At 50.4% G+C, this 22,993-nt stretch carries 17 protein-coding genes; 10 read left to right on the forward strand and 7 right to left on the reverse strand.

Annotated elements, in window-relative coordinates; genetic code table 11:
- Positions 1-135: 135 nt before the first annotated feature.
- A complete protein-coding gene (locus FLZ89_RS07400) occupies positions 136-1,158 on the reverse strand; it encodes an Rpn family recombination-promoting nuclease/putative transposase (RefSeq protein WP_141304711.1) in 1,023 nt (340 codons plus the stop codon).
- 561 nt (positions 1,159-1,719) lie between these two features.
- Here FLZ89_RS07400 and FLZ89_RS07405 point away from each other — a divergent pair.
- The 8 genes from FLZ89_RS07405 (at position 1,720) to FLZ89_RS07440 (ending at position 15,970) form a co-directional block, all read left to right on the forward strand.
- The gene (locus FLZ89_RS07405) at positions 1,720-2,298 is read left to right on the forward strand and encodes an RNA polymerase sigma factor (RefSeq protein WP_141263311.1); all 579 of its coding nucleotides are present in this window, start codon (positions 1,720-1,722) and stop codon (positions 2,296-2,298) included.
- Positions 2,299-2,450: 152 nt separating this feature from the next.
- Positions 2,451-3,572 carry a zf-HC2 domain-containing protein gene (locus tag FLZ89_RS07410; protein ID WP_172613493.1) on the forward strand — a complete coding sequence of 374 codons (1,122 nt, stop codon included), beginning with the start codon at positions 2,451-2,453 and terminating at the stop codon, positions 3,570-3,572.
- Positions 3,573-3,996: 424 nt separating this feature from the next.
- Positions 3,997-6,462, forward strand: coding sequence for a copper amine oxidase N-terminal domain-containing protein (locus FLZ89_RS07415; RefSeq protein ID WP_141304713.1), 2,466 nt, complete (start codon positions 3,997-3,999; stop codon positions 6,460-6,462).
- 135 nt (positions 6,463-6,597) lie between these two features.
- Positions 6,598-7,665 carry a TolC family protein gene (locus FLZ89_RS07420; protein WP_172613494.1) on the forward strand — a complete coding sequence of 356 codons (1,068 nt, stop codon included), beginning with the start codon at positions 6,598-6,600 and terminating at the stop codon, positions 7,663-7,665.
- A gap of 152 nt (positions 7,666-7,817) precedes the next feature.
- Positions 7,818-9,032, forward strand: coding sequence for an efflux RND transporter periplasmic adaptor subunit (locus FLZ89_RS07425; protein ID WP_141304714.1), 1,215 nt, complete (start codon positions 7,818-7,820; stop codon positions 9,030-9,032).
- Positions 9,032-12,271: an efflux RND transporter permease subunit gene (locus tag FLZ89_RS07430; protein ID WP_141304715.1), complete on the forward strand. Its 3,240-nt coding sequence runs from the start codon at positions 9,032-9,034 to the stop codon at positions 12,269-12,271. Before FLZ89_RS07425 ends, FLZ89_RS07430 begins: the two co-directional genes overlap by 1 nt.
- Positions 12,272-12,597: 326 nt before the next feature.
- Entirely contained in the window at positions 12,598-14,709 is a 2,112-nt protein-coding gene (locus tag FLZ89_RS07435; RefSeq protein WP_141304716.1) for a copper amine oxidase N-terminal domain-containing protein, read from the forward strand.
- A gap of 196 nt (positions 14,710-14,905) precedes the next feature.
- Positions 14,906-15,970, forward strand: a complete 1,065-nt coding sequence (locus FLZ89_RS07440) for a TolC family protein (protein WP_172613495.1) — start codon at positions 14,906-14,908, stop codon at positions 15,968-15,970.
- Between the two features lie 669 nt (positions 15,971-16,639).
- Here the strand turns inward: FLZ89_RS07440 and FLZ89_RS07455 are convergent.
- The 6 genes from FLZ89_RS07455 to FLZ89_RS07480 form a co-directional block, all read right to left on the reverse strand.
- Positions 16,640-17,002, reverse strand: a complete 363-nt coding sequence (locus FLZ89_RS07455; RefSeq protein WP_141304718.1) for a hypothetical protein — start codon at positions 17,000-17,002, stop codon at positions 16,640-16,642.
- Positions 17,003-17,055: 53 nt separating this feature from the next.
- Entirely contained in the window at positions 17,056-17,664 is a 609-nt protein-coding gene (locus tag FLZ89_RS07460) for a TetR/AcrR family transcriptional regulator (protein ID WP_141304719.1), read from the reverse strand.
- A gap of 78 nt (positions 17,665-17,742) precedes the next feature.
- Positions 17,743-18,942: an ABC transporter permease gene (locus FLZ89_RS07465; RefSeq protein ID WP_141304720.1), complete on the reverse strand. Its 1,200-nt coding sequence runs from the start codon at positions 18,940-18,942 to the stop codon at positions 17,743-17,745.
- Positions 18,943-18,955: 13 nt separating this feature from the next.
- On the reverse strand, positions 18,956-20,095 hold the full coding sequence (locus tag FLZ89_RS07470; RefSeq protein WP_141304721.1) for an ABC transporter permease: 1,140 nt from the start codon (positions 20,093-20,095) through the stop codon (positions 18,956-18,958).
- Entirely contained in the window at positions 20,088-20,795 is a 708-nt protein-coding gene (locus FLZ89_RS07475) for an ATP-binding cassette domain-containing protein (RefSeq protein ID WP_141263262.1), read from the reverse strand. The genes FLZ89_RS07470 and FLZ89_RS07475 overlap by 8 nt, the downstream gene beginning before the upstream one ends.
- Positions 20,796-21,908, reverse strand: coding sequence for an HlyD family secretion protein (locus FLZ89_RS07480; RefSeq protein WP_141263260.1), 1,113 nt, complete (start codon positions 21,906-21,908; stop codon positions 20,796-20,798).
- A 397-nt stretch (positions 21,909-22,305) separates the two neighbouring features.
- Here FLZ89_RS07480 and FLZ89_RS07485 point away from each other — a divergent pair, with 397 nt between their 5' ends.
- Complete coding sequence (locus tag FLZ89_RS07485; protein WP_141263258.1) at positions 22,306-22,566, forward strand: DUF4258 domain-containing protein; 261 nt, start codon at positions 22,306-22,308, stop codon at positions 22,564-22,566.
- Complete coding sequence (locus FLZ89_RS07490) at positions 22,563-22,775, forward strand: DUF2283 domain-containing protein (protein WP_141263255.1); 213 nt, start codon at positions 22,563-22,565, stop codon at positions 22,773-22,775. The genes FLZ89_RS07485 and FLZ89_RS07490 overlap by 4 nt, the downstream gene beginning before the upstream one ends.
- The last annotated feature ends 218 nt before the right edge of the window (positions 22,776-22,993 follow it).

The raw sequence follows: 22,993 nt of genomic DNA on the forward strand, positions 1-22,993 counted from the left end.
CTCCGCTTTCACTCCGTTTTATGAACTATTGCGTCATAAAGTTGTATTTAAACAGGATTGCAGCCATTAAAACAGGGACCTCGCGGTCCCTCATAGTGACTAAAGCCAATACCTGTCCTTTAATCTGCGCCATCCTCAATTTTCCAGTTGCTTTCTCAGGGCATTTATCTCTTCTGGGCTAAGTCCGGTAGCTTTAATAATGGTGTCAATGTCTATGTTGAGCAGTAGCAAGTTTCTGGCTATTTCCTGTTGGGCTTCCAGCTTGCCTTCCAACTTGCCCTCCAACTTACCCTCAATCTTACCTTCAATCTTGCCTTCCATCTTGCCTTTCAATAAAGCCTGCTGCTGCATCTCTGCCAGGGTTAATTCCAGGTTGTAAATCATCCGTTCCACCTCCCAGGGATTGCTCTCGTTCAGGATGCCGTCGATTTTGGCGCTGAAATCTCCGGGCATTCTCGGCTTGACGACGTTCTTCAGCCAGGTGGTGAAATGGCGGAATTCATCAGGTGTTAGCCGCCTTAAAACACCCGCCAGCTTCTGCAGCCGTCCCACCAGCTCTTCCGGGCGCATCTTCTGGTCCAGGAGAAAGACACCGGCAATAAGGTTTGCCGCCCTGATAAGTTCTTCTTCGCTGTAACGGTTGACGTCAAAGAGAAGATAGCGGAAGTCCAGGAGATGCCCGCAAAAATCCTGGTAACGGTCCAGCATTTCTTTGAAGGAGAGCGCCGCCGTCCAGGAGCCGGCTCCGTTGTAGAGGACGGCCGGGATGATGGGCGGCAGGCGGAAAGTCTTGCTCTCCCGCTCACCCTGCGGGGTGTTGTTGTAGATTTCCCGCCAGATCTCTACCATATAAAGCAATAGACGGAAGGGTATCAGGTAGTCTACCGTTGACTGCAGCTCCAGCAGGACGTAAAAGATGACGTTTTTATCTCTGGTCTTAAGCCGGTAGACGATATCGGCTTCTTTCTCGCTGAAATCCTGGAGGACGTAGGATTTGTTCACCAGGATGAGGTCGTCGGCATCAATGGTTTCTACCCATTTTTCCCGGACGAAGGTCTTTATGAGTTCCAGGAACACCCTTTTGTCGGATAGAAGTTGCTTGTAACCTTTGTCATGGGGGTGATGGGGATGCTCCGCTTGCCCTTCGTTTTCCGGCATGGAAACACCTTCTTCCGGCTATCATTATACCATATCTTTGGGGCAAAAGATACTTTCAGGAAACCCTTAAATAACAAGGGAACTCTTGCTTCCTTATTGCATCTCCAGCCGCCGGCCCAACGCCGTACCCTTTTCGCTTTCACCCCGTTTTATTTTTCTTTGCAGCCTCATTGCCTGCATTCCAGACTGAGGTCATATTTTGATGGCCATATTTTAAACCTCAACTGACGAGCCGGTGCAAGCGCTAGTATGGGCTTTCTTTTGCCAGGCGCTTTCGGCAAGGTGAGATGACTGTGAATTGACAGCGTAATAGGAATATAGCAAAATAGTAAAGGCATGCTGTCTATGCACCCGGGCTGTTTGGCGCGGGTGCTTTTTTGTATGCCCGGTAAGGGTGCACACCACATTTTATTCTGCCATCAGGACGGGAGAGTATTTCCGAAAAATTAACCTGCTCTTCGTTAAAAAATTTATTTCTTCAGGCCGAAACTTTTGCTGGCGTTTTTCGTGTTTATAAGCAGAAAACGAAAAAGGCAGGAACCGGATTAAGGGTGTCTATCCATGGATGAAGTCAAAGGCCTGATAGCCAGGGTCCAGCAAGGGGATATGTACGCTTTTGAAGAGCTGGTAAGAGCCTACCAGGAGAAGATTTACTCCCTGGCCTTCACCCTGGCAGGCAACCATGCCGACGCTGAAGATCTGGCCCAGGAAATCTTGCTGAAAGTGTACATAGCACTGCCAAATTTCGTTAATGACGAGCGAGGGTTTGACGCCTGGGTGCATAGAATTGGTGTTAATCTGTGGATTGACTGGTGGAGAAGGCGCAAGAAGGTACAGATATTTTCCCTGGATGCCGGAGGGGGTACCGATGATGGCGGAATAAGCTGGGAAATAGCAAGTGAAGGGAACAATCCGGAAGAAGAATTAAAAAAGAAAGAGTTCTGGAGGGCGCTGTGGCGTACCATGGGCGAACTCCCGGAAAACTGCCGGGTGGCGCTCAAATTAAGGGCGATTGACGGTTATTCCTATAAAGAAATTACCGTTATCTTGAAAAACTCTGAGGCGGGCCTCAAGTCCCAGTTGAACCGCTGCCGGCAGCGGTTGAAACAAAAGTTAGCGGCGGCCGGATTCTATCTCTAAGGGCTTAAGGGTATGGAGGGCTATAAAAATTTTTTTCCTGGCGGAGCGAAACTTTCGGGTTCGTTATGCGTGTTAATATGCAGAAAGGCCGGTGGAAGAGACCGCATGTAGCTCCGGGAGCAAAAAAAGTCGGAACGGCTGGAGGAGGAGGGATGACTGCTATGAACTGCCGGCAGGCCCGGCGCTTGCTTTCCCCCTACTTTGACAATGAAGTGGGGGTTAAAGAAAGAGACGCGATAGAAAAGCACCTTGCCGTTTGTCCCGCCTGCCGTGAAGAACTGGAAGCCCTGAGGAAAATATCCGCGGGGCTGCAGGAAATATACAGGCAGGTTAAGGCACCGCCGGGTTTCAGCGCGGCGGTCATGGCCAGGATAGAGCAGCAGGCCCGGCAGCGGGAAGCGAATGCTGCGCTACGGAGGCCTGCCTGGATGAGACATCTGGCGGCAGCGGCGGCAGTGGCGGTACTGGCCGGAGGCACCGTGTTCCTGGCCTACAAGGAAAGGCCGGGGGGCGCAACGGATGGAAGTGTGGCCTGGCAGGACAGCTCGCAAGTAGAGCCCCCGGCGGTAGCCCTGGCACCAGGGGAACAAACCCAGGAAACAAATTTACCGGGACAACGTGGAGATGGTGGAAGGGCATCAAAGGAGACAGGATCTGCCGGGAAGGCAGCTGCCCTTAAGGATAAAAACGAAGGAAGGGTAACGCAACAGGTAGATACGAAAAAAACCAACCCTGAACTCGCTAAACCCCAGCAAGAAGTGAATAAGGGACAAATCTCAGGGCAACAGCCTGAAGTAACCAGCCCGCAACCTGCGTCTCAAAAACAAGAAGGCCAGCCTGCCCGGGTTTTCCTGAGCAATACCAGGCATAGCCGCAGTACGCTGCTCAAGCTAAAGGTAGCTAACCTACCAGCGGTTCAAGAGAAGGTATTAACCCTGGCCACGCAGGCAGGAGCGGAATCCCCACAGGTGGTGTGGGTATGGCAAAACGAAGAGACTATTCTTCGCCTGGTAGTACCGGTGCAAGCAGCAGGCAAGCTGGTCGAGGAAGTAGCTGCCCTGGGGGAAGAACTGGAGCGCCATCAGGAGACAAATGACATCACAGCGGAGTACAACAGGAAGCTGGCCGAATATCAACTGCTGGCTGGGCAAAAGGAGAAGGCAAATGCCAGCGCCGGCATGCTTAAAATGCTGCAGCAACAGCTGAAAGCATTAGAAAAAGAATCGCTGGAGGCCGGTCACGAAATCGTAAACATATGGCTTATGGCCAGATAGGTAATGATTTTGGATAACCAGTTAGCGGGAAGGTTGTTAAGAAAAACACCTTCCTGCCAGAGTTTCAAGCGCCGAAGGCGGGGGAGAAACCTGTGAAAGGGGGGATGCTATCCTGACTGCTAAAAGCTTCCCTGGCCGGTATTATAACCCGTGGAGTGCCAGTAGTGTCATTAACGGAGCAAGATAGGCACCAGGAGAAGCAAAAAGGTGTCCCTGGGGATCTCCTGGTCCCGGGGGTGGCCTCGTGGGAAAAGGCAGTATAACCAGCGGGGCCGTGTTGCCTGAGGAGCAGTTGGGAAATATCTGTGAGGTAAAAGCAAAGAGCAGGAGAAGGCGAGGCTAAAGGTAAGGCGCTGGAAGCGCCGCCGGGCCTGAAGCAGCGGTCCCGGAGAAGAGCAACTTCAAACTATTGGGAGGGTAAAGAATGGCGAGAGATCTTAAGAAGCGTGGTAAACTCATTTCAGTGTTGTTGGTACTAACCATGCTGGTTACCCTGTTCCCCTTGGGTGCGGGGAGCGCTCTGGCCGCCAGCGAGTACCGTGCCCTCACGGTGCCCAGCGTCCTGGACGGTGTGTGGCAGGAACTGGGCAGCGTAGTCGTGGAAATTGACGGAGGGACCTTGAAGCAGGGCGATTCGGTTAACCTAATGTTTCCCAGTGATTTCGTGATCGGCAGCATTAGCGGTTATGATACTGTTAGTGGGTATGCGTATTTAAAAGATAGCGCCGGCAATATTACGGTCAAAGCGTTTGTCCCCTATTCGCTGGCCGGCAAGATCAACGAACTTACCCAAATTACCGATATTGCCTTAAGTCAGGTCAGCGATGAAGAATTCAAACTCACTGTAGTAGGCACACCGCAGCCAATGAATGGTACCGAGCCTACCGACGCTTCCATAATTAAACTCGAATTCCCGCGCGTTTATGTAGATAGCGGCTTTGATGGCGACATTAAATTGACCGCCACTACTTCCAGCGGTTCTGGTTTCCCCACCGGCAGCGTGGTAGTCGGCCGCGTGGTCACCGGAGCTAACAAGGTAGAGCTGGCGGCGACTAACATCCCGTCCTTCAGCGACAACACCATCGATGATCCAATTAAGATCCGTGTTACCGAGAAAAAGCCCAGCGCTCTGGATAGCGGCAGCGAATCGCTGAAGTTTAAGCTACCCTCTGATTTTGAGTGGATCGGCGACGGGCTGACGGTAACCCGCCTGTGGGGCGACCAGATTGTTTATACAACCGGCACATTAAGCGATACTTCCAATAAGCCGGCTGATCCAGCTCAGCCTGCCATCGGTTTAGAATTTACTGGTTTTAATGATGACGAGTTAAAAGTAAATCTCAAGGTATGGGACCCCCAGAAGGACATCAACAATGACGGTACTCCTGACGGGGGTTGGGTCCTGGAGACAGCGGATGGCCGCGACGGAACCTACAAGGAAACCGCCTTCGAGATTAAGATCAATATAGCGGTAGTAGATGAGCAGGACGCCCAGCGGGGAGATGTAATTATCTCTACTACCGGCAGCAAGAGCGACTTAACACCCAGCGAGTTGACCATTGCCGAGTACGGCCAATATGAATCGACCCTGGAAGCTATGGATGCGCCGCTGCTGTATTCCGGCCAGATCGACGCCAGGATTGGCAAGGTCGTGATTAAAGAATCCATCGCCGGCAGCCTGGTGGAGGGAAGGACCATTATCCTGACTCTGCCCGCCAACGCCAAGTGGCACAAGATCGATGAGGACAGCGATAAGGGCGTGAGCCTGGAGTTTGCCGGCTTCCCCGGCACCGACGGGCGCGATGCCAAGTGGATAGTCAGGGGTAAATCGACGAGCGAAGGCGCTGAACTGGTGCTTGAGGACATGGAAGTTGCTCTGGAGCCCGGTTCGAGCGGAGACCTGGTGATTGAGGCCAGCGGTACGGCTGGGGTCAGTGGCAGTGTGGTGGTGGCCAAAGTTGAGTCCCCCGTAACTATGGAAGCTTCCGCAACCACCGAGGTTAAAGCCGGTGAAGTAACGGAAGTCGGGGATTTGCTTGTGAAAGAAAAATACGCCGGTGCTATTGACGATGATAAGGATTTAATCATCGACCTGCCGGAAGGAGTAAAGTTTGTTGCTGCGCCGAAAGTAGAGGTTGTTGAAGGTAACATTAAATTCCTGTCCGGAGATATTCGCACCGTCGGCGCCAGCAATACCGATGATAACCAGCTGGTAATCCCGGTTGATACTAAGAGTTCAGTAGCCAGCACTATCAAAATCAGCGGCATCAAAATTGTTGCCGACCGGAGTGTTCCCGACGGTGATGTCATCGCCAAGGTCCAGGGTCCTGCTGTGGCCGAAGTGAACGATAAGACAGAAGTGCAGAAGGAATACGAGTATGATGGTACAACCCTTAAGGTGGCCGGAAAAGAGGCCTTCGTAGTAGGAAGCGACTACAAGATCTTCCCGAAGACCTCCACAGCGGCCAAGGCGCTCATCGCCAAGGTTGTCAATCCGGTGCCCGGTGAAACTGGTAAGAAGACAGCTAGCTTCGTAATTGGCAGCAACACTTACACTGTCAATGACGTGCAGAGCACCATGGACGTAGTTGCTTATACGAAGAACGGCCGGACCTACCTGCCCATGCGCTATGCCGCCTACGCCCTGGGGATTACTCCCGAGAATATCCTCTGGGACGGTAGGACAGCAACCTTTATCGGCAACGGCCGGGTTGTCCAGGTAATTCCTGGCAGCATGATCATGTCCATCAATGGTGCCCCCATTACCATGGACGTACCTACCGAGGTGGTCAACGGCCGGATCATGGTGCCCTTCCGCTGGGTTGCCCAGGCCTTCGGTGCCCAGGTTGACTGGGACGAAGCCACCCGGACGGTAACCATGACCCTGTAGCGTTGCATATGGTGCTGGGACGGGGCCGCTTTTAACGGTCCCGTCTCCTGTATATTGTGGAGGGATAACATGAGGGATAACATAATGTACCAACCCGGGAAAAAATGGCTGCCAGTCTTTATTATTCTGCTTATAATGAGCTTACTCGTACCATCTGGTAGCGCCTATGGCCAGGAAACCCTGACTGTAGATGAGGCTATAGATACCGCGCTAAAAAATAGTAACGATTTAAAGTCGATTCAAGAACAGGTGGAGCGGTTATGGGAACAGCGAAAAGATGTGGCCGATGATGTAAATTATGCTCCTGCTCCCGGAGTAGGAGCAGTCACTGCGGAAGCTCAAAGCATGTGGACCAGCTTGTTAAACGTAGATATCAACTGGCGCATTAAAAAAAGGGAACTGGAAGAGGCAAGACGCAAACTGGCCCTTGATATTATAAGTAAATATATGGATGTTGTTACCGCCCAGGAAAATTTAAAAAGAGCAGAGATTATTGCCAGCAGGGACACAGTATCGCTAAAAAATATGCAGGCTATGGTAGCCGTAGGCATGGCGACTCAAGCGAATTTAAGCGGTATAGAGGCCCAGGCAGAAAATGCACAAAAGAGTTTGGAAGTTGCCCGGCAGAACCTGGAAAAAGCCTATGAAGCCTTAAACAGGCTCATGGGCGTTGAATTAAGTAAACGTTACGAGGTTATTGTTCCCGATTATAGAAAAATGGATATCCAGGATGTAGAGGTGGAAGCAGAGAGGGCGGTAGATACAAATTATGACGTCTGGCTGTTGCGGCGGAAAACCGACATTGAAAACTGGGACCTGGATTATCCCTTTACCTATGGACCTAACGGTACTGCTGTTAAAGATTACGACGTGGAAAAACATGATGTCTACTCAGTCAATTTTGCCCGGCTCAGTGCCGAGGATGCCGTACGCGAGCAGGTAAGGAAAGCGTACCGCGACATATTAAACCTGGAAGAGCAAATTGTTGCAGCCCAGAAAGGAGTTGCCGCTGCTGAGGAAAATGTCCGCACCGGGAAGGTGCAGTATGAAGTAGGGGTAATTACCCGGGAGCAACTCCTCAAGTTAGAGGCACAGGCTGTTGAAGCAACGACAGCTCTAAATTCTTTAAAGGCAGCCCATTACGCCAGTGTGGCGGCATTCAAATGGCTTACCGGTAAGGATATAAAGCAGTTTGATAAATAAACCGGCAGAACCAATTGTTTACGATGATGTAGCTTGCAATATGTAAGCTACATTATTAATCTTTTATATTTCGCAAAAAGCCATTAACAGCGAACTATCGCATCAGCATAATAAAATCAAATTTAATTAAGGGGAAAAGGTGAGGACATTTTATGAGGGGGAAGACAAAGTTCCTGGTTATTATCGCAGTTGTGGCTATCCTGGTAGCGGTCGCCGCTGTCTGGAAAAAAGACCATGCTGATATAAAAAAAGATGAGGCAGGCCAGGAAAAAATTAAAGTAACAGCAATCAAGGTAAAAGAACAGACCATTACAGAAGCTTCCCATGTTACCGCTACTGTAATTCCCCAGGAAAGGGTTAAACTGGCATCTAAAATAATGGCTCATGTAGAGAAGATTTATGTCCGCGAAGGAGATAGCTTCCATAGTGGCCAGTTGCTGGTGAGCCTGGACCAGCGCGAGATTGTGGCCCACAGCGACCAGGCCAGGGCCGGCCTGGAACAAGCTTTAAAGGCTGTAAACGCAGCAGAAGCCGCTTTAGAAGACATAGCCGCGGCTAAGAAGGCTGCGGAGGCCAGCCTGGCTAACGCCCAAAGCACTTATGAACGAATAAAAAAGCTTTTCCAGGCGGGCGCAGCCACTACTCAAGATTTTGATAACGCTACTGAGCGTTTCAAGGCAACGAAGGCGCAAATGGAGCGCTTAGAAGCCCAGGAACAGGCCCTGCTGGCCCAGCGGGAACAGGCTATGGCCAAAGTAAAAGAGGCCCAGGCAAGTGTCGAGGCAATGGCCATTCAATTAAGCTATGCCGCTATAAACGCTCCTTTTGACGGTTATGTTGTCCAAAAACTGGCCGAAGAAGGCGACCTGGTGGGGCCGGGACAGCCCCTCTTGATTGTTGATAGGCCGCCCTGGAGGGTGGAAGCGGCCGTGAATGAAAAATACCTGCAGGATATTCATCTCGGCGATCCTTTAAAAATTAAAGTAGATACCCTGGGGCAAGAGATTACTGGCAGGGTTGCGGAAATAAACCCCGCCGTTGATCCTGTGTCCAGGACATTTAAGATTAAAATCGACTTGCCGGAAAAAAACGGCGCCAAACCGGGGATGTTTGCCAGGGTATATCTGCCTGCCGGGCTCAAAAAGGGTATTGTGCTACCCGAAGAGGCCATCATCAAAAAGTATGATTTTTCCGGGGTATATATTGTCGATGCTGAAGGGACGGCCCACCTGCGTTACGTAGAACCGGGTAAAAAATTAAAAGACGGCATCGAAATTTTATCCGGGGTAAACCCCGGGGAGAGTGTTGTCATTAAAGGAGCGGAAAGCCTGGCAGATGGCATGCAGGTGGAGGTGGATTATCACTAATGAAACAATATAGCCTGGCCGGCCAGATAGCCCGGAAGTTCATTAATTCCAGGTTAACACCCCTGCTAATTATTGCTGCCCTTTTAATGGGCACGATGGCCGTTTTAGTTACTCCCCGGGAAGAAGAACCCCAGATAAAAGTGCCGATGGTAGACATTATGGTAGCCGCCCCCGGCTCACGAGTAGAGGAAGTAGAAACAAAAGTTACTAAACCCCTGGAAAAGCTCATGTGGGAAATCGAGGGCGTGGAATATGTATATTCAACGTCGCGGGCAGAAATGGCCCTGGTGACGGTTCGCTTTAAGGTGGGGTCCGACCCGGAAGCCAGCCTGGTTAAATTATACAACAAGATATTTGCCAATTTAGATCGCCTGCCACCGGGGGTTACGCAACCTCTAATTAAACTAAAATCCATCGACGATGTCCCAATTGTAACCTTTACTCTATGGAGCAAAGAGTTCAATGATTACCAGTTAAGGAAAATTGCCCTGGTCTTGGAGGATGAATTAAAGAAAATTGAAAATGTGGCCGACACCAAAATTTACGGCGGCCGCTCCGAGCAGGTCAATGTATACCTGGATGCCAGCAGGCTGGCCGCCTACGGTCTCTCCCCGCTGGCAGTATCGAGGGCGTTGCAGCAGGCGAATGTTTCTTTAGGCAGCGGCAGTTTTAATGGTAATAACAATGAAATCCAGGTTAAAACAGGTCATTTTTTCCGCAATGAAGAAGAGATAGCCAACCTTTTAATTACAATGGCAGATGGAAAACCGGTTTATTTAAGGGATGTGGCCACCATTAAGGCAGGCCCCCAGGAAGTCGATAGTTATGTATTTTTTGGCACGGGGTCCCAGGCGGAGGAAAAAGGAGTATACCCGGCGGTAACCATTTCGATAAGCAAAAAGAAAGGCACCAACGCGGTTAAAGTTGCCGAAGAAGTTATTGACAAGGTTCACAAGTTGCAAGGAGAGGTCATTCCCGCAGGAGTAGAGGTCACAGTTACCAGGAATTATGGTGAAACGGCAGCCGAAAAATCTAACGAATTAATCAAGCACCTGCTAATAGCTACCCTTTCAGTCACTATACTTATCAGTATAACCCTGGGAATACGGGCGGGAATAATAGTTGCCGTGGCTGTCCCGGTTACCCTGGCTATTGCTTTATTTTTAAGCCGGATGTTTGGCTACACCTTAAACCGGGTTACCCTTTTCGCTTTAATCTTTGCCATCGGCATTTTAGTTGATGACGCTATTGTCGTGATCGAAAATATTCACCGCTGGTTCACCATGAAAAAATGCAGCGATATAGAAACGGCGGTTTCAGCTGTCGATGAAGTCGGTAACCCGACCATCCTGGCAACCTTTACGGTAATTGCCGTCCTTTTACCTATGGCCTTTGTCAGCGGTTTGATGGGTCCCTATATGAGCCCGATTCCAATTAACGCTTCCGTAGCCATGTTTTTTTCTTTACTGGTAGCTTTTATTGTAACCCCGTGGGCGGCGTTCCGTCTCTTACGCCGGCAACATAGCGAGAGTTGCGGCCAACCGGCGGTCGCCACCTCACTTCTTGCCAGCAGGTATTCAGTGATGATGAATACCCTCCTGGAGAACACCTGGAAAAGAAATTTCTTTTTGGGCGGGGTAGTTTTCTTGCTGTTGCTATGCTTTGGCTTGATTGGAAGCAAGATGGTTACTTTTAAAATGTTACCCTTTGATAACAAAAGCGAATTTGAAATTGTAGTTGACATGCCCGAGGGTACAACCCTGGAGCAAACCAGCAAGGTAGCCCTGGCTATCGGTGACTATCTCAAAACTGTCAACGAGGTAACCAATTATCAATTATACGTTGGCATTCCCGCTCCTTTTAATTTTAACGGCCTGGTGCGGCACTATTACCTGCGGGAAGGGAGCAATTACGCCGATATCCAGGTAAACTTATTACCCAAGCACTTGCGCCGTAAACAAAGCCATGATATCGCCAAAGAAATCCGCCCGGCGCTCCAAAAGATTGCGGCGCAATACGGAGCCAACGTAAAAGTAGCGGAAGTACCCCCCGGCCCGCCTGTGCTATCGACGCTGGTGGCTGAGATTTATGGTGAAAATAGCCGTGACCAGGTCGCGGTGGCACGTAAAGTAATGGAAATCCTTAAGAATACCCCCGGGGTAGTGGACGTTGACTGGTTTGTTAATGATGACCAGACTGAGTACCGTTTTAACATTAAGGATAAAGCGCGGGCAAGCGGCGTGACTGAAGATCAAATTGTCCGTACCATACGCTTACTTTTGAGCGGTTATGAGGTCGGCACCATGGACCAGTCAGGCAGACTGGAAGGGGCCAAAGTAATAGTCAGGGCTCCCAGGGCCGAGCGCTCTGATATGGCGAACCTGCTGTCTTATAAGGTACAGGCTCCCGGCGGCCAGCTTGTATCCTTAGCCGAGCTGGTCGAGTTAGAAAAAGGCCTGGCCGATAAAACCATCGACCATAAGAATTTGCAGCGGGTCATTTACGTGGTAGCCGATGTGGCGGGAAAAGAGGAGAGCCCGGTATATGCCATGCTGGCGGTTCGCGATCAAATAAAATCCCTTACTTCCAGCGACGGCCGACCTGTAAAAATATACCTTACCCGTCAACCGGAAGACGAGAAAGGGGTAAGCCTGAAGTGGGACGGGGAATGGCAGATTACTTACGAGGTATTCCGCGATTTAGGCCTGGCCTTTATGGTCGGCATAATTGTGATGTATTTGTTGATTGTCGGCTGGTTCCAGTCCTTTGTCGTACCGCTGGTGATTATGTCGCCCATACCTTTAACTTTAATAGGTATCATACCCGGGCATATGCTGATGCAAGCCTTCTTTACAGCAACTTCCATGATCGGTTTTATTGCCTTAGCCGGTATAATCGTCCGCAATTCGATATTACTTGTTGAGTTTGCCAAACAGCGGGTTGAGGAAGGCATACCTTTACAAGACGCCGTAATTGAAGCCGGCATCGTCCGGGCTAAACCTATACTGTTAACAGCAGCTGCTGTCATGGTCGGGAGTTTTGTTATTTTGTTCGATCCTATATTCCAGGGGCTGGCGATATCCCTTATTTTTGGCACCCTGGTAGCAACGCTCTTAACCCTTGTTGTCATTCCTCTACTCTACTTTATAGTTGGCAAGAAGGCCGCTGTCGCTATAGGTACTGGCCCTTCCGCCCCGGCCGTTCAAATGGATAAGCACCCCGGCGTTGCAGGCCGGTAGAAATAAGGGACCTTGCGGTCCCTTATTTCGTCTCCAGCCATAACAAAAATTTTTACGCCCACCGGGAACTTTTTGCCGCGGTGGGGTGTCTAATAAACTGGTTGGGTGAGGAAAACCCGTCCAAACAAGTAGCGATACTGGGCGGGCACGCAGGATATTCCTCACCTGGGTATAGTTGCCTGTACCGCAGTAGCAGTTGCAGCTTTAAGTCGCAGCAAGGCATGCGAAACTAGAGCGAAGGAGGGAAGCAAAGGGTAGATAGGCCGCCCGGGCCGAGAACGAACAGCAAGTAGCCCTAAGGGCAAAAAATCAAGGAGGGAAACTAGTTGTTAAAAACCAGGAAGAAATGGATTTCCATCCTGCTCACCCTGGCCATGCTGGTGGGTTTGATGGTACCGTTTGCCGGAACAGCGGCGGCGGATACTACTTATACTGATTTCTCAAGCGGTTACCAATATGTTACAACCGGAGAAGCGAAAACAGCAGGCACTGCAACGGCAACGGAAAAAGATGTTAATACATGGGATGCAAATGTTATTGATGGTATATATGCCAAAGTAACATTACCTTCAGGTGTTACGTATAATAAAAAGCCTGAGGCAACCTCTCCTAATTTGTCTGATTATGTAAGCGTTGCAGGGAGCACATATACTTTTATAGATAGTTCTGACAACTCGTTTACTGTTTATATACCTAACAGCAATTTCACATCCAATAATAAAGAGTATGTAACATTTAAGTTTAATAATCCTAATGCGAGCTTGGATATCGAGTCTGATGTAAGCGGCGCAATTCAAGCGGAAGTAGAACTTACGGCGGTTCAAGGCAATAGCATTGTTTGGGTTGAAAGTGGTAATGTTACCATCGCTAAGGTTCAGTCAAAAGCAGTGTCTATTACTGCCGGTACTCCCAAAACAGTCGAACAGGGCAATGGAAAGCAAGCTGCTGATATTACAATTCAAGAAAGTGCCCCAGGTGCTTTATCTGCCTCTGAATTAGTTTATGCTCGAATTGAAACTACAGATGTTACATTTGCAAGTAATCCTCAACTTACCTATGCTTATGTTAGTGGGCCTACCACTGCAGAGCTAACTAGTGATAAAAAGGAAGCGTACTTCCAACTTACTGGAGCCTCAGGAGTGCTTCCTGGTAAAGTTGTGTTTAAGTCTTCCTTGAATGTTCCGCCTTCAGTAAGCGGAGATATTAAAATTACAATTTACAGCAAGACTGCTGACAGCAATATCGATAAAACCACGGTAACTGTTGCTACTGTCGGTAATAAGAGTGCTTATATTGAAGACCTGAAGGACAACGATGGTACTGTCTACGCTGGAAAAACTAAACTTTTAGATGCCAGCTTCAAACTTAAGACAAATGATGGTAACGATTTTGCTGATAATAAGACTATCGTGTTGGAATTGAGTGCTGGTAAGTTTAATACACCTCCTCAAATTGACGGTAATAACTTTACTCTTTACAACGACAATAAGAGCGCTTATTATGTAACGGCTAACACACCGGATGAAGCTAAGATTGATCACTTCGATATCAAAGCGGCGGGCGACGTTGCTGAAGGTGACATTGTAGTCACTGTAAGCGGCACTGCTGGCGCCAGTGGAACTGCCGTAATTGGCCAATTTAAGAGACCCCTTATCGTAACGGCTGAAAAAACACAAATCAATGCTCTAAAGAATAGTCAACCCGTAGCTGATATTTTCATTAAAGAAGCAGGCGATGGTGTTATCCCGACTGATGGCGACTTAGTTGTTGAATTGCCTGAAGGAATCAGCTTTGATGGAACGCCTTCTGTTAAAGTTACGAGCGGTAATATTAGTTTAGGTACTGCTTATCTTGATGGAGGAAAATTAGTAATTCCTGTTAATAATGCTAGCGGTATTGCCAGTGAAATTAAGATTTACAATATCAAGTACAACGTAGGGCGTTTAGCTTTTGACGGTGATGTTGTAGCTAAGATTTATGGTGCAAGTGGCAGCGCATGGAATGACACCAAGACTTTAGCCACCGTTTCCAATGCTACTGTTGTGTCTGCCACTGCCCGTTCCGCTTCCTTCGTAATCGGGAGCACCACCTATACCGTCAACGGTACCCAGTACACCATGGACGTAGCTGCCTACGTAAAAGACGGCCGGACCTACCTGCCCGTTCGCTACGTGGCCTACGCCCTGGGTGTAAATCCGGAGAACATCTTCTGGGATGAAGCCACTCAGACCGTGACCGTGCTGAAGGGTACTACTGCCGTCCAGCTGACCGTCGGCAGCAAAGTCCTGAAGGTCAACGGCATCAGCCTGACCATGGACGTTGCTCCTGAAGTGGTCAGCGGCCGCACCATGCTGCCCTTCCGGTTCATCGCCCAGGCCCTGGGCGCTAGCGTCGGCTATGACGACGCCACCCAAACTGTGACCATGAACCTGCAGTAAAACCTATATTTTTCCCGGGCCCGGGTTCGCCCTGAACCCGGGCTCTCACTATTTCGCCACCCCAGTTGGAGGGGAAATTATGAGCTTTATTAATAAAGCTTTATCAAGAAAATACAGCCGCTTGTTTTTAAGCGGTGCTGTGGTAATAAGTTTATTTTTTTCAGCTTTTACACTTCCCGCGCGGGCAGAAACGGCTGTGCCGGATACGTTGACGTTGCAGCAGGCAGTCGATATGGCCCTGAAGCACAGCAGCGAGCTTCAGGTAGCCAGGAACACCATTGATAAAAATAAAAAGCTGCGCGATGAAGCCTGGGATGCCAATAATGCGGTGCTTATAAACACCTATTTAGGCAACGGCCTTTATGTCAGCGTACCTACGGGGAAAGACCCCCAGGGCGCGGTTTTCAAGACCGATTATGACTGGAGAGCGGCCCAGAAAGATTATGATACGAAAGTTGAAAGTGTAAAGGCGAGCGTCTACCAGGCGTATTTCAACGTCCTCCAGGACCAGGCCCAGGTAAATTATTTAGAGCAGAGCCTGGCCAGTAAGGAGCGTAACCTGCGGGATGCTGAAGCTCGCTGGCAGGCGGGTATGGATACGGCCTTCAATGTTAATCAACTGCGGGCGGCTGTTGTAAGCGAAAGGGCCAAACTGGCCCAGGCCCAGGATACCCTTGCCAGAGATTATGCCAATCTGGCCCAGCTGGTAGGATTGCCCCGGGGCAGCACCCCAGCCTTAAGCAATGATGCAACTTACCAGCCCCTGGAGGTAACAGATCTTAATAGCACCATTGAGCAAATTGTCAGTGCCAGCCCCGACTTATGGAAGGCCCAGCAGCAGGTGCAGTTAATTAAAGATACTTTTGCCATGCAGAACAGCGCCGACGTAGATAGGTATAACCTGAAGAATGCTAATCTCGCTGTTACCATTACCGGAGATAAATTGCAGCAGGCGGTTTTAAAGCTTTACTATACTGTTAAAGACCTCGAAGCTGGATATGAAGCAGCACAAAAGAGTGTTGCTACTGCCGAAGAAGCATTGCGCCTGGCCAAATTACGTTATGATGTCGGTATTGGTACCCAGGCAGACGTGCTGGCAGCTGAGGCTTCCCTGGCGCAGGCCCGGCAGCAATTGCTCAGTCTCACTATACAGCACGAGCTGGCGGTAAAAGCCTTCTGGCAGCCCTGGGCCTGGTCGGCTTCTGGCGGTAGTTCAGCAGCTGTGGCAGCAGGTAGTAGTGGCATGGGAACAGGAAATTAAATGGGAACAACAAATAATGAAAATTGGAAAGGACTATTTTCGTGTTCACAAGAAACCGATAGCTAAATGCTACCGGTTTTATTTTTAAGGCTCACTATTTCCGGGCGCTATTTCCTGCTGGGAGGGTCCTGAAATTTTATTGATAATTATGCATTTCAACATTAAGATTGAGCTTGAGGTGAACTTTATGAAGGAAAAAGCTGTCTTATTGAGCTGCGAAAAATATAAACAATTACAAAAGTAATCGGCTGCCAATGCCGCGCAAACAATAAGTAAGGCGTTGAAAAATATCAAGGAAGCAGTAAAAAAAGCCAACCTGGAACAGGATGTCACGAGAGCAACATCCTTAAGGTGCGTAACAGTTGAAAAAGGTCGTTTTTGATACGAATGTTTTGGTATCAGCCATCGGATGGGAGAGTCCGACGCCTAGTCTTTTAGAAGCCTGCCTGCAAAGGTGGGGAAGCTAGAAGTTATTCTCTATTATCTTTAAAATTTCAGTTAACGTGGGTTCTATAGAGGGTTTAATTTGATCCTCTTCGTGCATATGATGCGGCCTGATAAACCTGATGAAACCTCTATTAAGAGCAATCACTTCCTTAATAAGTCGAAATTCCTGTGTTAAAGCAAATGTGATGGCGATTTTCTTTAGGAAGTCGAAGTATTCCTGGATCATTTTAATACCCCGAGCAAGGCTTCTTTTTCTATTTTTAGTTCATCTAGCATATCTTTTGTTGCTTTCCACTCAAAAAAATCCATATTATCATCCAGACTACCTTGAACAAAGGCCTGATAAAATGCTTCGGTACTCATCCCATATTTCCTTTCAAAGTAGCCAAGGCTTTTTTTAAGTTCTTCAACATTACGGTTTATTTCTTCTACCTTGGCGAGTAAAGTTTTCAGAACAAGTCTTTTAACCATTTTCTCACTGGCGTTTATTTTATCTGCATCCAATCCCATTTGCATCACCCTTCTTGGGAAAAAATTAGCTGGAAGCGGAACCGTCCGCTTTTTCTGACCATTTCTTTTAGCCATTACTAAAATATTATATCACGCCAGCGGAGATGCGAAGAAGCCTTTAGAGCGGCTCATGCAACGATGTGGCTTAATATCAGATCGGTAATATGCTTGAGCATCTTTTCCATATTGCCGGGGCATAAGGGGTCCTCTTCCCAGAGGATGGCCAGGATGTCCCTGTTGGTGAAATAGCCGGAGCAGAGGGTGGTGATGCTGGCCAGCACCTGTTTGAGGTCCAGATCGGGACGGAAGACGCCCCGGGAAATGCCTTCGGCGAGGATGGCCCTGAGGGTGGGCAGCCCCTGTTCCCACACCTCCGGTAAAACTTTACGGGCGTACTTACCTCCCTGAAGGGCCTCCCAGGCCATGAGACGAGGGTAGTTGGGGTTGGCGGCCAGGAAATAAAAGTAATTGCGGATGGCCGCCGCGACCTGATGCTTCAAGTCCCCCTTCTCGCGGAAGGCCTTTTTCCCGGCGGCGAGGCTTTTTTCGAAATTCACCTTGAGGACGTAAGTATACAGTTCTTCTTTGCTGTTGAAGTAATGATAGAGCATGCGTTTATTTACCCGCGCCAGGGCGGCGATTTCATCCACCCGCGCGCCATCTATGCCTTTGGCGGCAAAGACTTCTTCGGCGGCAGCCAGGATGCGTTCCCGGCTGCCTTTTGCTCTCCTTTCCATCCCTTGCTCACGCCTTGCCTGTTAGGTTTACAAAATAAATTTTACCCCATTTTTTCCGGTCCAGCCAGGGTTCCGGGTTTATTTCCAGCGGGCGGGATACGAGGGGCCGCTGTTTATCGCCGTCCCGCTTTCCGGGGGCGGGTTGAGCCGCTTGGGAAAAGTGACGGCAGCCAGCACCGCCAGGAGGGCCATCAGGCCTAAGGCCCGGATGTGCGGCAGGACATAGCTCATATCAAGCTCCTTCAGCGCGACCTGCCGGAAGCCCAGCATCATCCAGGTGGAGGGCAGCAGCCGGGCCAGGTAATTGATAAAAGCCGGTATATGGGTCCAGGGCCAGGTAAAGCCGGATATCATAAAGAAGGGGACGGACAAAAGCATCACGTACCTGGTAACCTGCAGGGAGTTGGGTGCGCGGGTGGAAATGAAAAAACCGGCAGCGGTGATGATCAAGTCGTAGAGCAGGCCGAGCAGGATAAGCAGGGTCGGGGAGCCGCCGATCTTTACGTGGACGAAGCGGGAGGCGAACCAAAGCAGGAGGGCATAATTGAAAAAGCCGGCGACGAAATAAGGGAGGGCCTTGCCGGCGAAGATTTTCCACGCTGGCACAGGAGTGCTTAAGTACTGCAGCCAGGTCCGGCGCTCTTTCTCCCGTGTTACGGTCAGGATGACGCTGAGGAGGCCGATCTGGTGCAGGATAATCATGATTAACCCCATATATAAAAAGTTGGTATAGCTAAAAGTGGGGTTGTACCAGACTTCGGTGTTCAGGGAGACCGTGTCCATAATGGCGCGGATCTCGTTTTTAGTATAGCCCATGCCCGCTAGATAGGAGGCCGTGCTGCTAGCGCTGAACTCGTTAAACACCTCGCGGATGTACTTGCGGGTATTGTACCCCCAGATTAAATTGGAGCCGTCGTAAATGGCAAGTACCCTGGTCAAGGTGTGCCGGGATATGTCCTGCTCAAAGTGTTCCGGGATGACCACGCCGGCCCGCACCCGGCCGTTTTTCATCCCCTCCTGGAGCTCAGGATAAGTCTTTATGTCGTCGACGACCTTGAAGTGAGGGCTGTTGGCGAAGGCGGCGGCTATTTCCCGGCTGAGTTTTGAGTCATCCAGGTCGACGATGGCTATAGGCACATTGTTAAGGACGGCGGTGACATAGGCGGCGCCGAAAAGGGCGGCGTAGCCGAGGGGAACGAGGAAGACCATTAGAAAGAGGATTTTCTCTTTGAAGATGTGGAGCATTTCGTAGTGGGCGATGCTGAGGATCTGCCGCATGAGCCTCTTCCTCCTAACTCCGCGCGATAAAGATAGCAGCTGCTCCATAGCAAAAGGCGGCGACGGCCAGCATGGCTAGTATATAATGGGACATCAAATTCCACCCTGCGTTTTTGAAGGCGAAGTAGTTTATCCCTTGGAAGAACCACGTCTGGGGCAGTATCCAGGCAATCTTCTGCAGGTAAACCGGCATGGCCTCCAGGGGCCAGGTGTAGCCCGACAACACAAAGGAAGGCAGGGCGATAATCATGCCGAACCTGGCGGCATTAACGGCGTTATGGGCGAAGCTGGAGGCCAGGGTGCCGATGCTGTGGACGGCTACAGCAAAAGCCAGGGTGAAGAAGAGAAGGGCCGCCCAGCTGAAGTTAAGGGGCATCTTAAAGACGCCGAAGGCCAGGACATAGATGGGCAAGACGACGGCCATAAAAATAAATATCTGGGCTATCGATTTGCTGGCGAAGAATCTAAATTTGGAAATGCCGCAAGCCTTGATCTGCAGCCAGCTTTTCATCCCTCTTTCGCCGATGACGTTCAGGCACGCCGCCAGGGTGCAGCACTGCTGCCAGATGTTTAAAGCCAGGGCCAGGACCAGGAAATAGGCGTAGTTGAGGGCCGGGTTGAACCATGCTTCCTCGCTGATGTCGATGGTCTGGTAGGCTTCTTTGGCTTGCTGCAATTGGACTCCCCGGGCCACCAGGGCGCTGACGCCGGCCTGGGCGCTGAGGGTGCGGGTGACGGTCAGCAAGGCCGCGGAGGCGTTGGTGGCATAGATCATGTTGCTCCCGTCGATAACTGCCAGCACCCGCACCTGCCGGCCTAGGGCCAGATTCCTGCCGTAGTTCTCGGGGATGACGACGCCCACGACGGCTTTCCCCTGCTTGATTAACTCCTGCAAGTCGTCGTAACTCGTGACCGAGGCGACTAGCTTTAAATATTCCGCCTTTCCTATCTTGTCCACCAGCTCGCGGCTGGCGGCGGAGTTGTCCAGGTCGACGACCGCGGTGGGGATGTCTTTTAATACCTGGGCGCTGTAGACGGCGTAAAAGAGCAGCAGCCCCAGTAGAGAGCCGCAGAAAAGGATATAACGCAAGCCCCTGTCGCGCCAGAGGTAAAACACCTCGCGCCGCATAATGGCCAGGCACTGTCTAAACATCGCCGTCACCGCCCTGCCCGGTGAGGGACTGGAGCCGGGCGTTCCACCGCATCAGGGCTTCGGCGGGCGGGTAGAAGGTGATTTTACCCTTCTCCAGCCAGCCGACCCGGTGGACGTGGTGCATAAACTCGGCGTTGCTGAAAGCCCAGATACAGGTCCCGCCTCCGGCAAGAAAGTTATCTAACTCCCGCAAGATGATGCGGCGCGAATCCAGGTCGATGGCGCCGATGAGCTCGTCGGCGATGAGCACGCGGGGTTTATTGAGGAGGGCGCAGGCCAGGGCCAGGCGCTGGTATGGTCCCACTTCCATGTTGCCGACGGGTTGATTTAAAATCTCGCTCAGCTCCAGCCGCTCAATCAGCCGGTCGATATTGTCCCGGTCGGCGTTTTTCAGCGCGGCGATAAAGTCGAGGTTTTCCGCGGCGTTCAAATCCTGGAAAAGGCTGCGCTCCTGGGTGACCAGTCCCAGGTATCTTTTAAACTTCTCGTTCCTGCGGATATCCATCCCGGCTATCTCTACTTTTCCGGAATTGAACCTGTCGATGCCGGCCAGGATGTGGAGGAGAGCCGTCTTGCCGCTGCCCTTCATGCCGAAGATGCCCAGGCATTCGCCCGCGGCCACTTCCAGATTCAGGCCGTCCAGGACGGTTTTTGGGCCGATTTTCTGCGTCAGGTCTTTAACGGCAACTATTATCTCCATTTACTGCTGCTCCCCTTCCAGGATCTTTACCCTGGCCGTCATGCCGGTCTTTAAGACCAGGTCCGGGTTGGGGACGTCGATTTTAACCTCGAAGCTGCGGATGTCGTGCTCGTACTGATCATTAATCGCCTTTTTGACGGCAAACTCGCCGGCGTCGTTGATCCACACCACCTTGCCTTTAAAGGTTTTGCCCGGGAAGGCGTCTACCGTTACCTCCGCCTCCTGGTCGAGGTGGACGCGGCCGATCTTCTTTTCGCTTATGTAAACTTTGACGTAGGTATGGAGCAAATCGGTGATTTCAAAGACAGGCGTCCCGGCGTTTACCATTTCGCCCTGCTCGAGGTATTTCTGGGTGATGAAGCCGGCTATGGGGGCTTTTAAAACGGCATCGGCTAGGTAGGCTTTTGCTTCCTCTACCGCACCGCCAGCCTGTTTGGCCTGGCCGGCGGCAGCTTCTAGCTGGGCCTGGGCTACCGCTATCCCTGTGCGCGCTGATATTGCCTGCTCGAGGAGGGCCCGGGCCTCCTGCAGCTTCTTTTGCGCGACGTTATAGGCGTTTTGGGCGCGCTCGTAACCGATTTTGGCTTCTTCCAGCTTGCGGTCGTCCACAGCGCCCTGCTCGTGCAGCAGGCGGAGGCGGTCGTACAGGTCTTTGGCGTTGTTCAACTGGTCCTGGGCGTCTTTTACGCCCACCTCGGCTGCGGCGACACCTGCCTCGGCCTGCTTGATCTTGGCTTCAATTTGCTGGCTCTGTAAGGTTACGTTGTGGCTGGCCTGGTTTACCTGCCCCTGGGCGGCGGCATAGGCCCCTTCGGCCTGGGCCAGCTTGGCATTGAGCTCGCTGCTGTCCAGGCGGGCCAGCTCCTGGCCCTGCTCCACCCTGGCGCCCTCGTCGACGAGAATGGTTTCGATCCTGCCGGGTATTTTAAAGGCCGCCACGGCTGTCCTGGCTTCTATGGTGCCGGTGGCGGTGAGGCTGTCGCGCTCTTCGACGATTGCCATTTGTTGCTTGTAAAAGTAGTTGTGAAAGATAAAGACGGCAGCGGTGAAGATACCTGCCAGTAAGACGGTTACTGCCGTTTTTTGGAGTTTGATGCGGGTTAAAGCGTTCACAGTGGTCACCTCTTTGCATTGCTTAAGTGCGTGTGACTTCCGGGCTGGCTTTGTTTTATGTTAGTTAGCATAATTTTGTATACTAACTAGTTAGTTACCTATCTACTATCTATATAGCCTGGCGTATACGATGTCAAACACGAAATAAGACCGTCCTGGACCAACGGTCTACCTTATTTACCAGTTCCTTCCCTCTAATGGCTTGAAACAGGGTTTTACAAATTTTTTAGTTACTTTAACTACGCAAAACAAAAACAGTACCACGGGGCAGGTAAGGTCTTCATTCAAAAGGTAAACCCTTGCTAGCCGGCTTTTTCCGGTGTAAACTTTAATTAAATTCTCGTCTTTGCCCTTGGCGGCGAAGACTTCTTCTGCGGCATCCAGGAGGAAGGAACCCTTGAAGCTTAGATTTACCTTCCATGCTGAAAAGCAGCTAATAGAAAGGAAAATCCCTAAACAGCTGGTGAATGAGACAGTACGTAATCCGGAACAAATAATACCGCAAGGACAGGATGTTTTAATCTACCAGAAAATTTATAAGGAACTGGGGAAAGAATACCTGCTCAGGGTTGCCATAAAATTATCGGGAGATACACAAGTGGTTTTAACCGCATATAAAACGTCAAAAATTAAAAAGTACGGAGGCGATAAATCATGAAGTTTCGTTATGATCCAGATGCTGACGCCGTATATATTCGTTTTAATGACAACTCTATTTATGAAACTGAAGAAATATCCCAGGGTGTATTGTTGGACATCGATGAAGAAGGCAAGCTGGTAGGCCTGGAGATTCTTAATGCATCTAAAAAATTGGGAAAGCCCCCTTTAACTGTGGAGGTAGAGCTACCGAAGACGGCTACTATATAGCCTGCTTTTTATTTCCACTATTGGTACAGAGGATGATTCGTTAGCCGGATGAATTGCAACGTAAATACTGCGATGCCCCGCCGGGGCAATCCCGGCTGGTTTGAGGCCGTACCAACGAAAAGGCGCGGCCTTTACATTTTCTGGTTGACTGCTGCGCTAGAGATTTGGTAGCATCAGATAAAGAATCAACAGAATCTATAAAAACCTGGTTGATGTTC

Source organism: Moorella sp. E306M, from assembly GCF_006538385.1.
GTDB lineage: Bacteria > Bacillota > DSM-521 > Neomoorellales > Neomoorellaceae > Neomoorella.

Bases quoted from the DNA above. Each gene is read 5' to 3' on its own strand.
- FLZ89_RS07400 (WP_141304711.1), bottom strand. From the start codon at position 1,158: ATGCCGGAAAACGAAGGGCAAGCGGAGCATCCCCATCACCCCCATGAC.
- FLZ89_RS07405 (WP_141263311.1), top strand. From the start codon at position 1,720: ATGGATGAAGTCAAAGGCCTGATAGCCAGGGTCCAGCAAGGGGATATG.
- FLZ89_RS07410 (WP_172613493.1), top strand. From the start codon at position 2,451: ATGACTGCTATGAACTGCCGGCAGGCCCGGCGCTTGCTTTCCCCCTAC.
- FLZ89_RS07415 (WP_141304713.1), top strand. From the start codon at position 3,997: ATGGCGAGAGATCTTAAGAAGCGTGGTAAACTCATTTCAGTGTTGTTG.
- FLZ89_RS07420 (WP_172613494.1), top strand. From the start codon at position 6,598: ATGAGCTTACTCGTACCATCTGGTAGCGCCTATGGCCAGGAAACCCTG.
- FLZ89_RS07425 (WP_141304714.1), top strand. From the start codon at position 7,818: ATGAGGGGGAAGACAAAGTTCCTGGTTATTATCGCAGTTGTGGCTATC.
- FLZ89_RS07430 (WP_141304715.1), top strand. From the start codon at position 9,032: ATGAAACAATATAGCCTGGCCGGCCAGATAGCCCGGAAGTTCATTAAT.
- FLZ89_RS07455 (WP_141304718.1), bottom strand. From the start codon at position 17,002: ATGGCTAAAAGAAATGGTCAGAAAAAGCGGACGGTTCCGCTTCCAGCT.
- FLZ89_RS07460 (WP_141304719.1), bottom strand. From the start codon at position 17,664: ATGGAAAGGAGAGCAAAAGGCAGCCGGGAACGCATCCTGGCTGCCGCC.
- FLZ89_RS07465 (WP_141304720.1), bottom strand. From the start codon at position 18,942: ATGCGGCAGATCCTCAGCATCGCCCACTACGAAATGCTCCACATCTTC.
- FLZ89_RS07470 (WP_141304721.1), bottom strand. From the start codon at position 20,095: ATGTTTAGACAGTGCCTGGCCATTATGCGGCGCGAGGTGTTTTACCTC.
- FLZ89_RS07475 (WP_141263262.1), bottom strand. From the start codon at position 20,795: ATGGAGATAATAGTTGCCGTTAAAGACCTGACGCAGAAAATCGGCCCA.
- FLZ89_RS07490 (WP_141263255.1), top strand. From the start codon at position 22,563: ATGAAGTTTCGTTATGATCCAGATGCTGACGCCGTATATATTCGTTTT.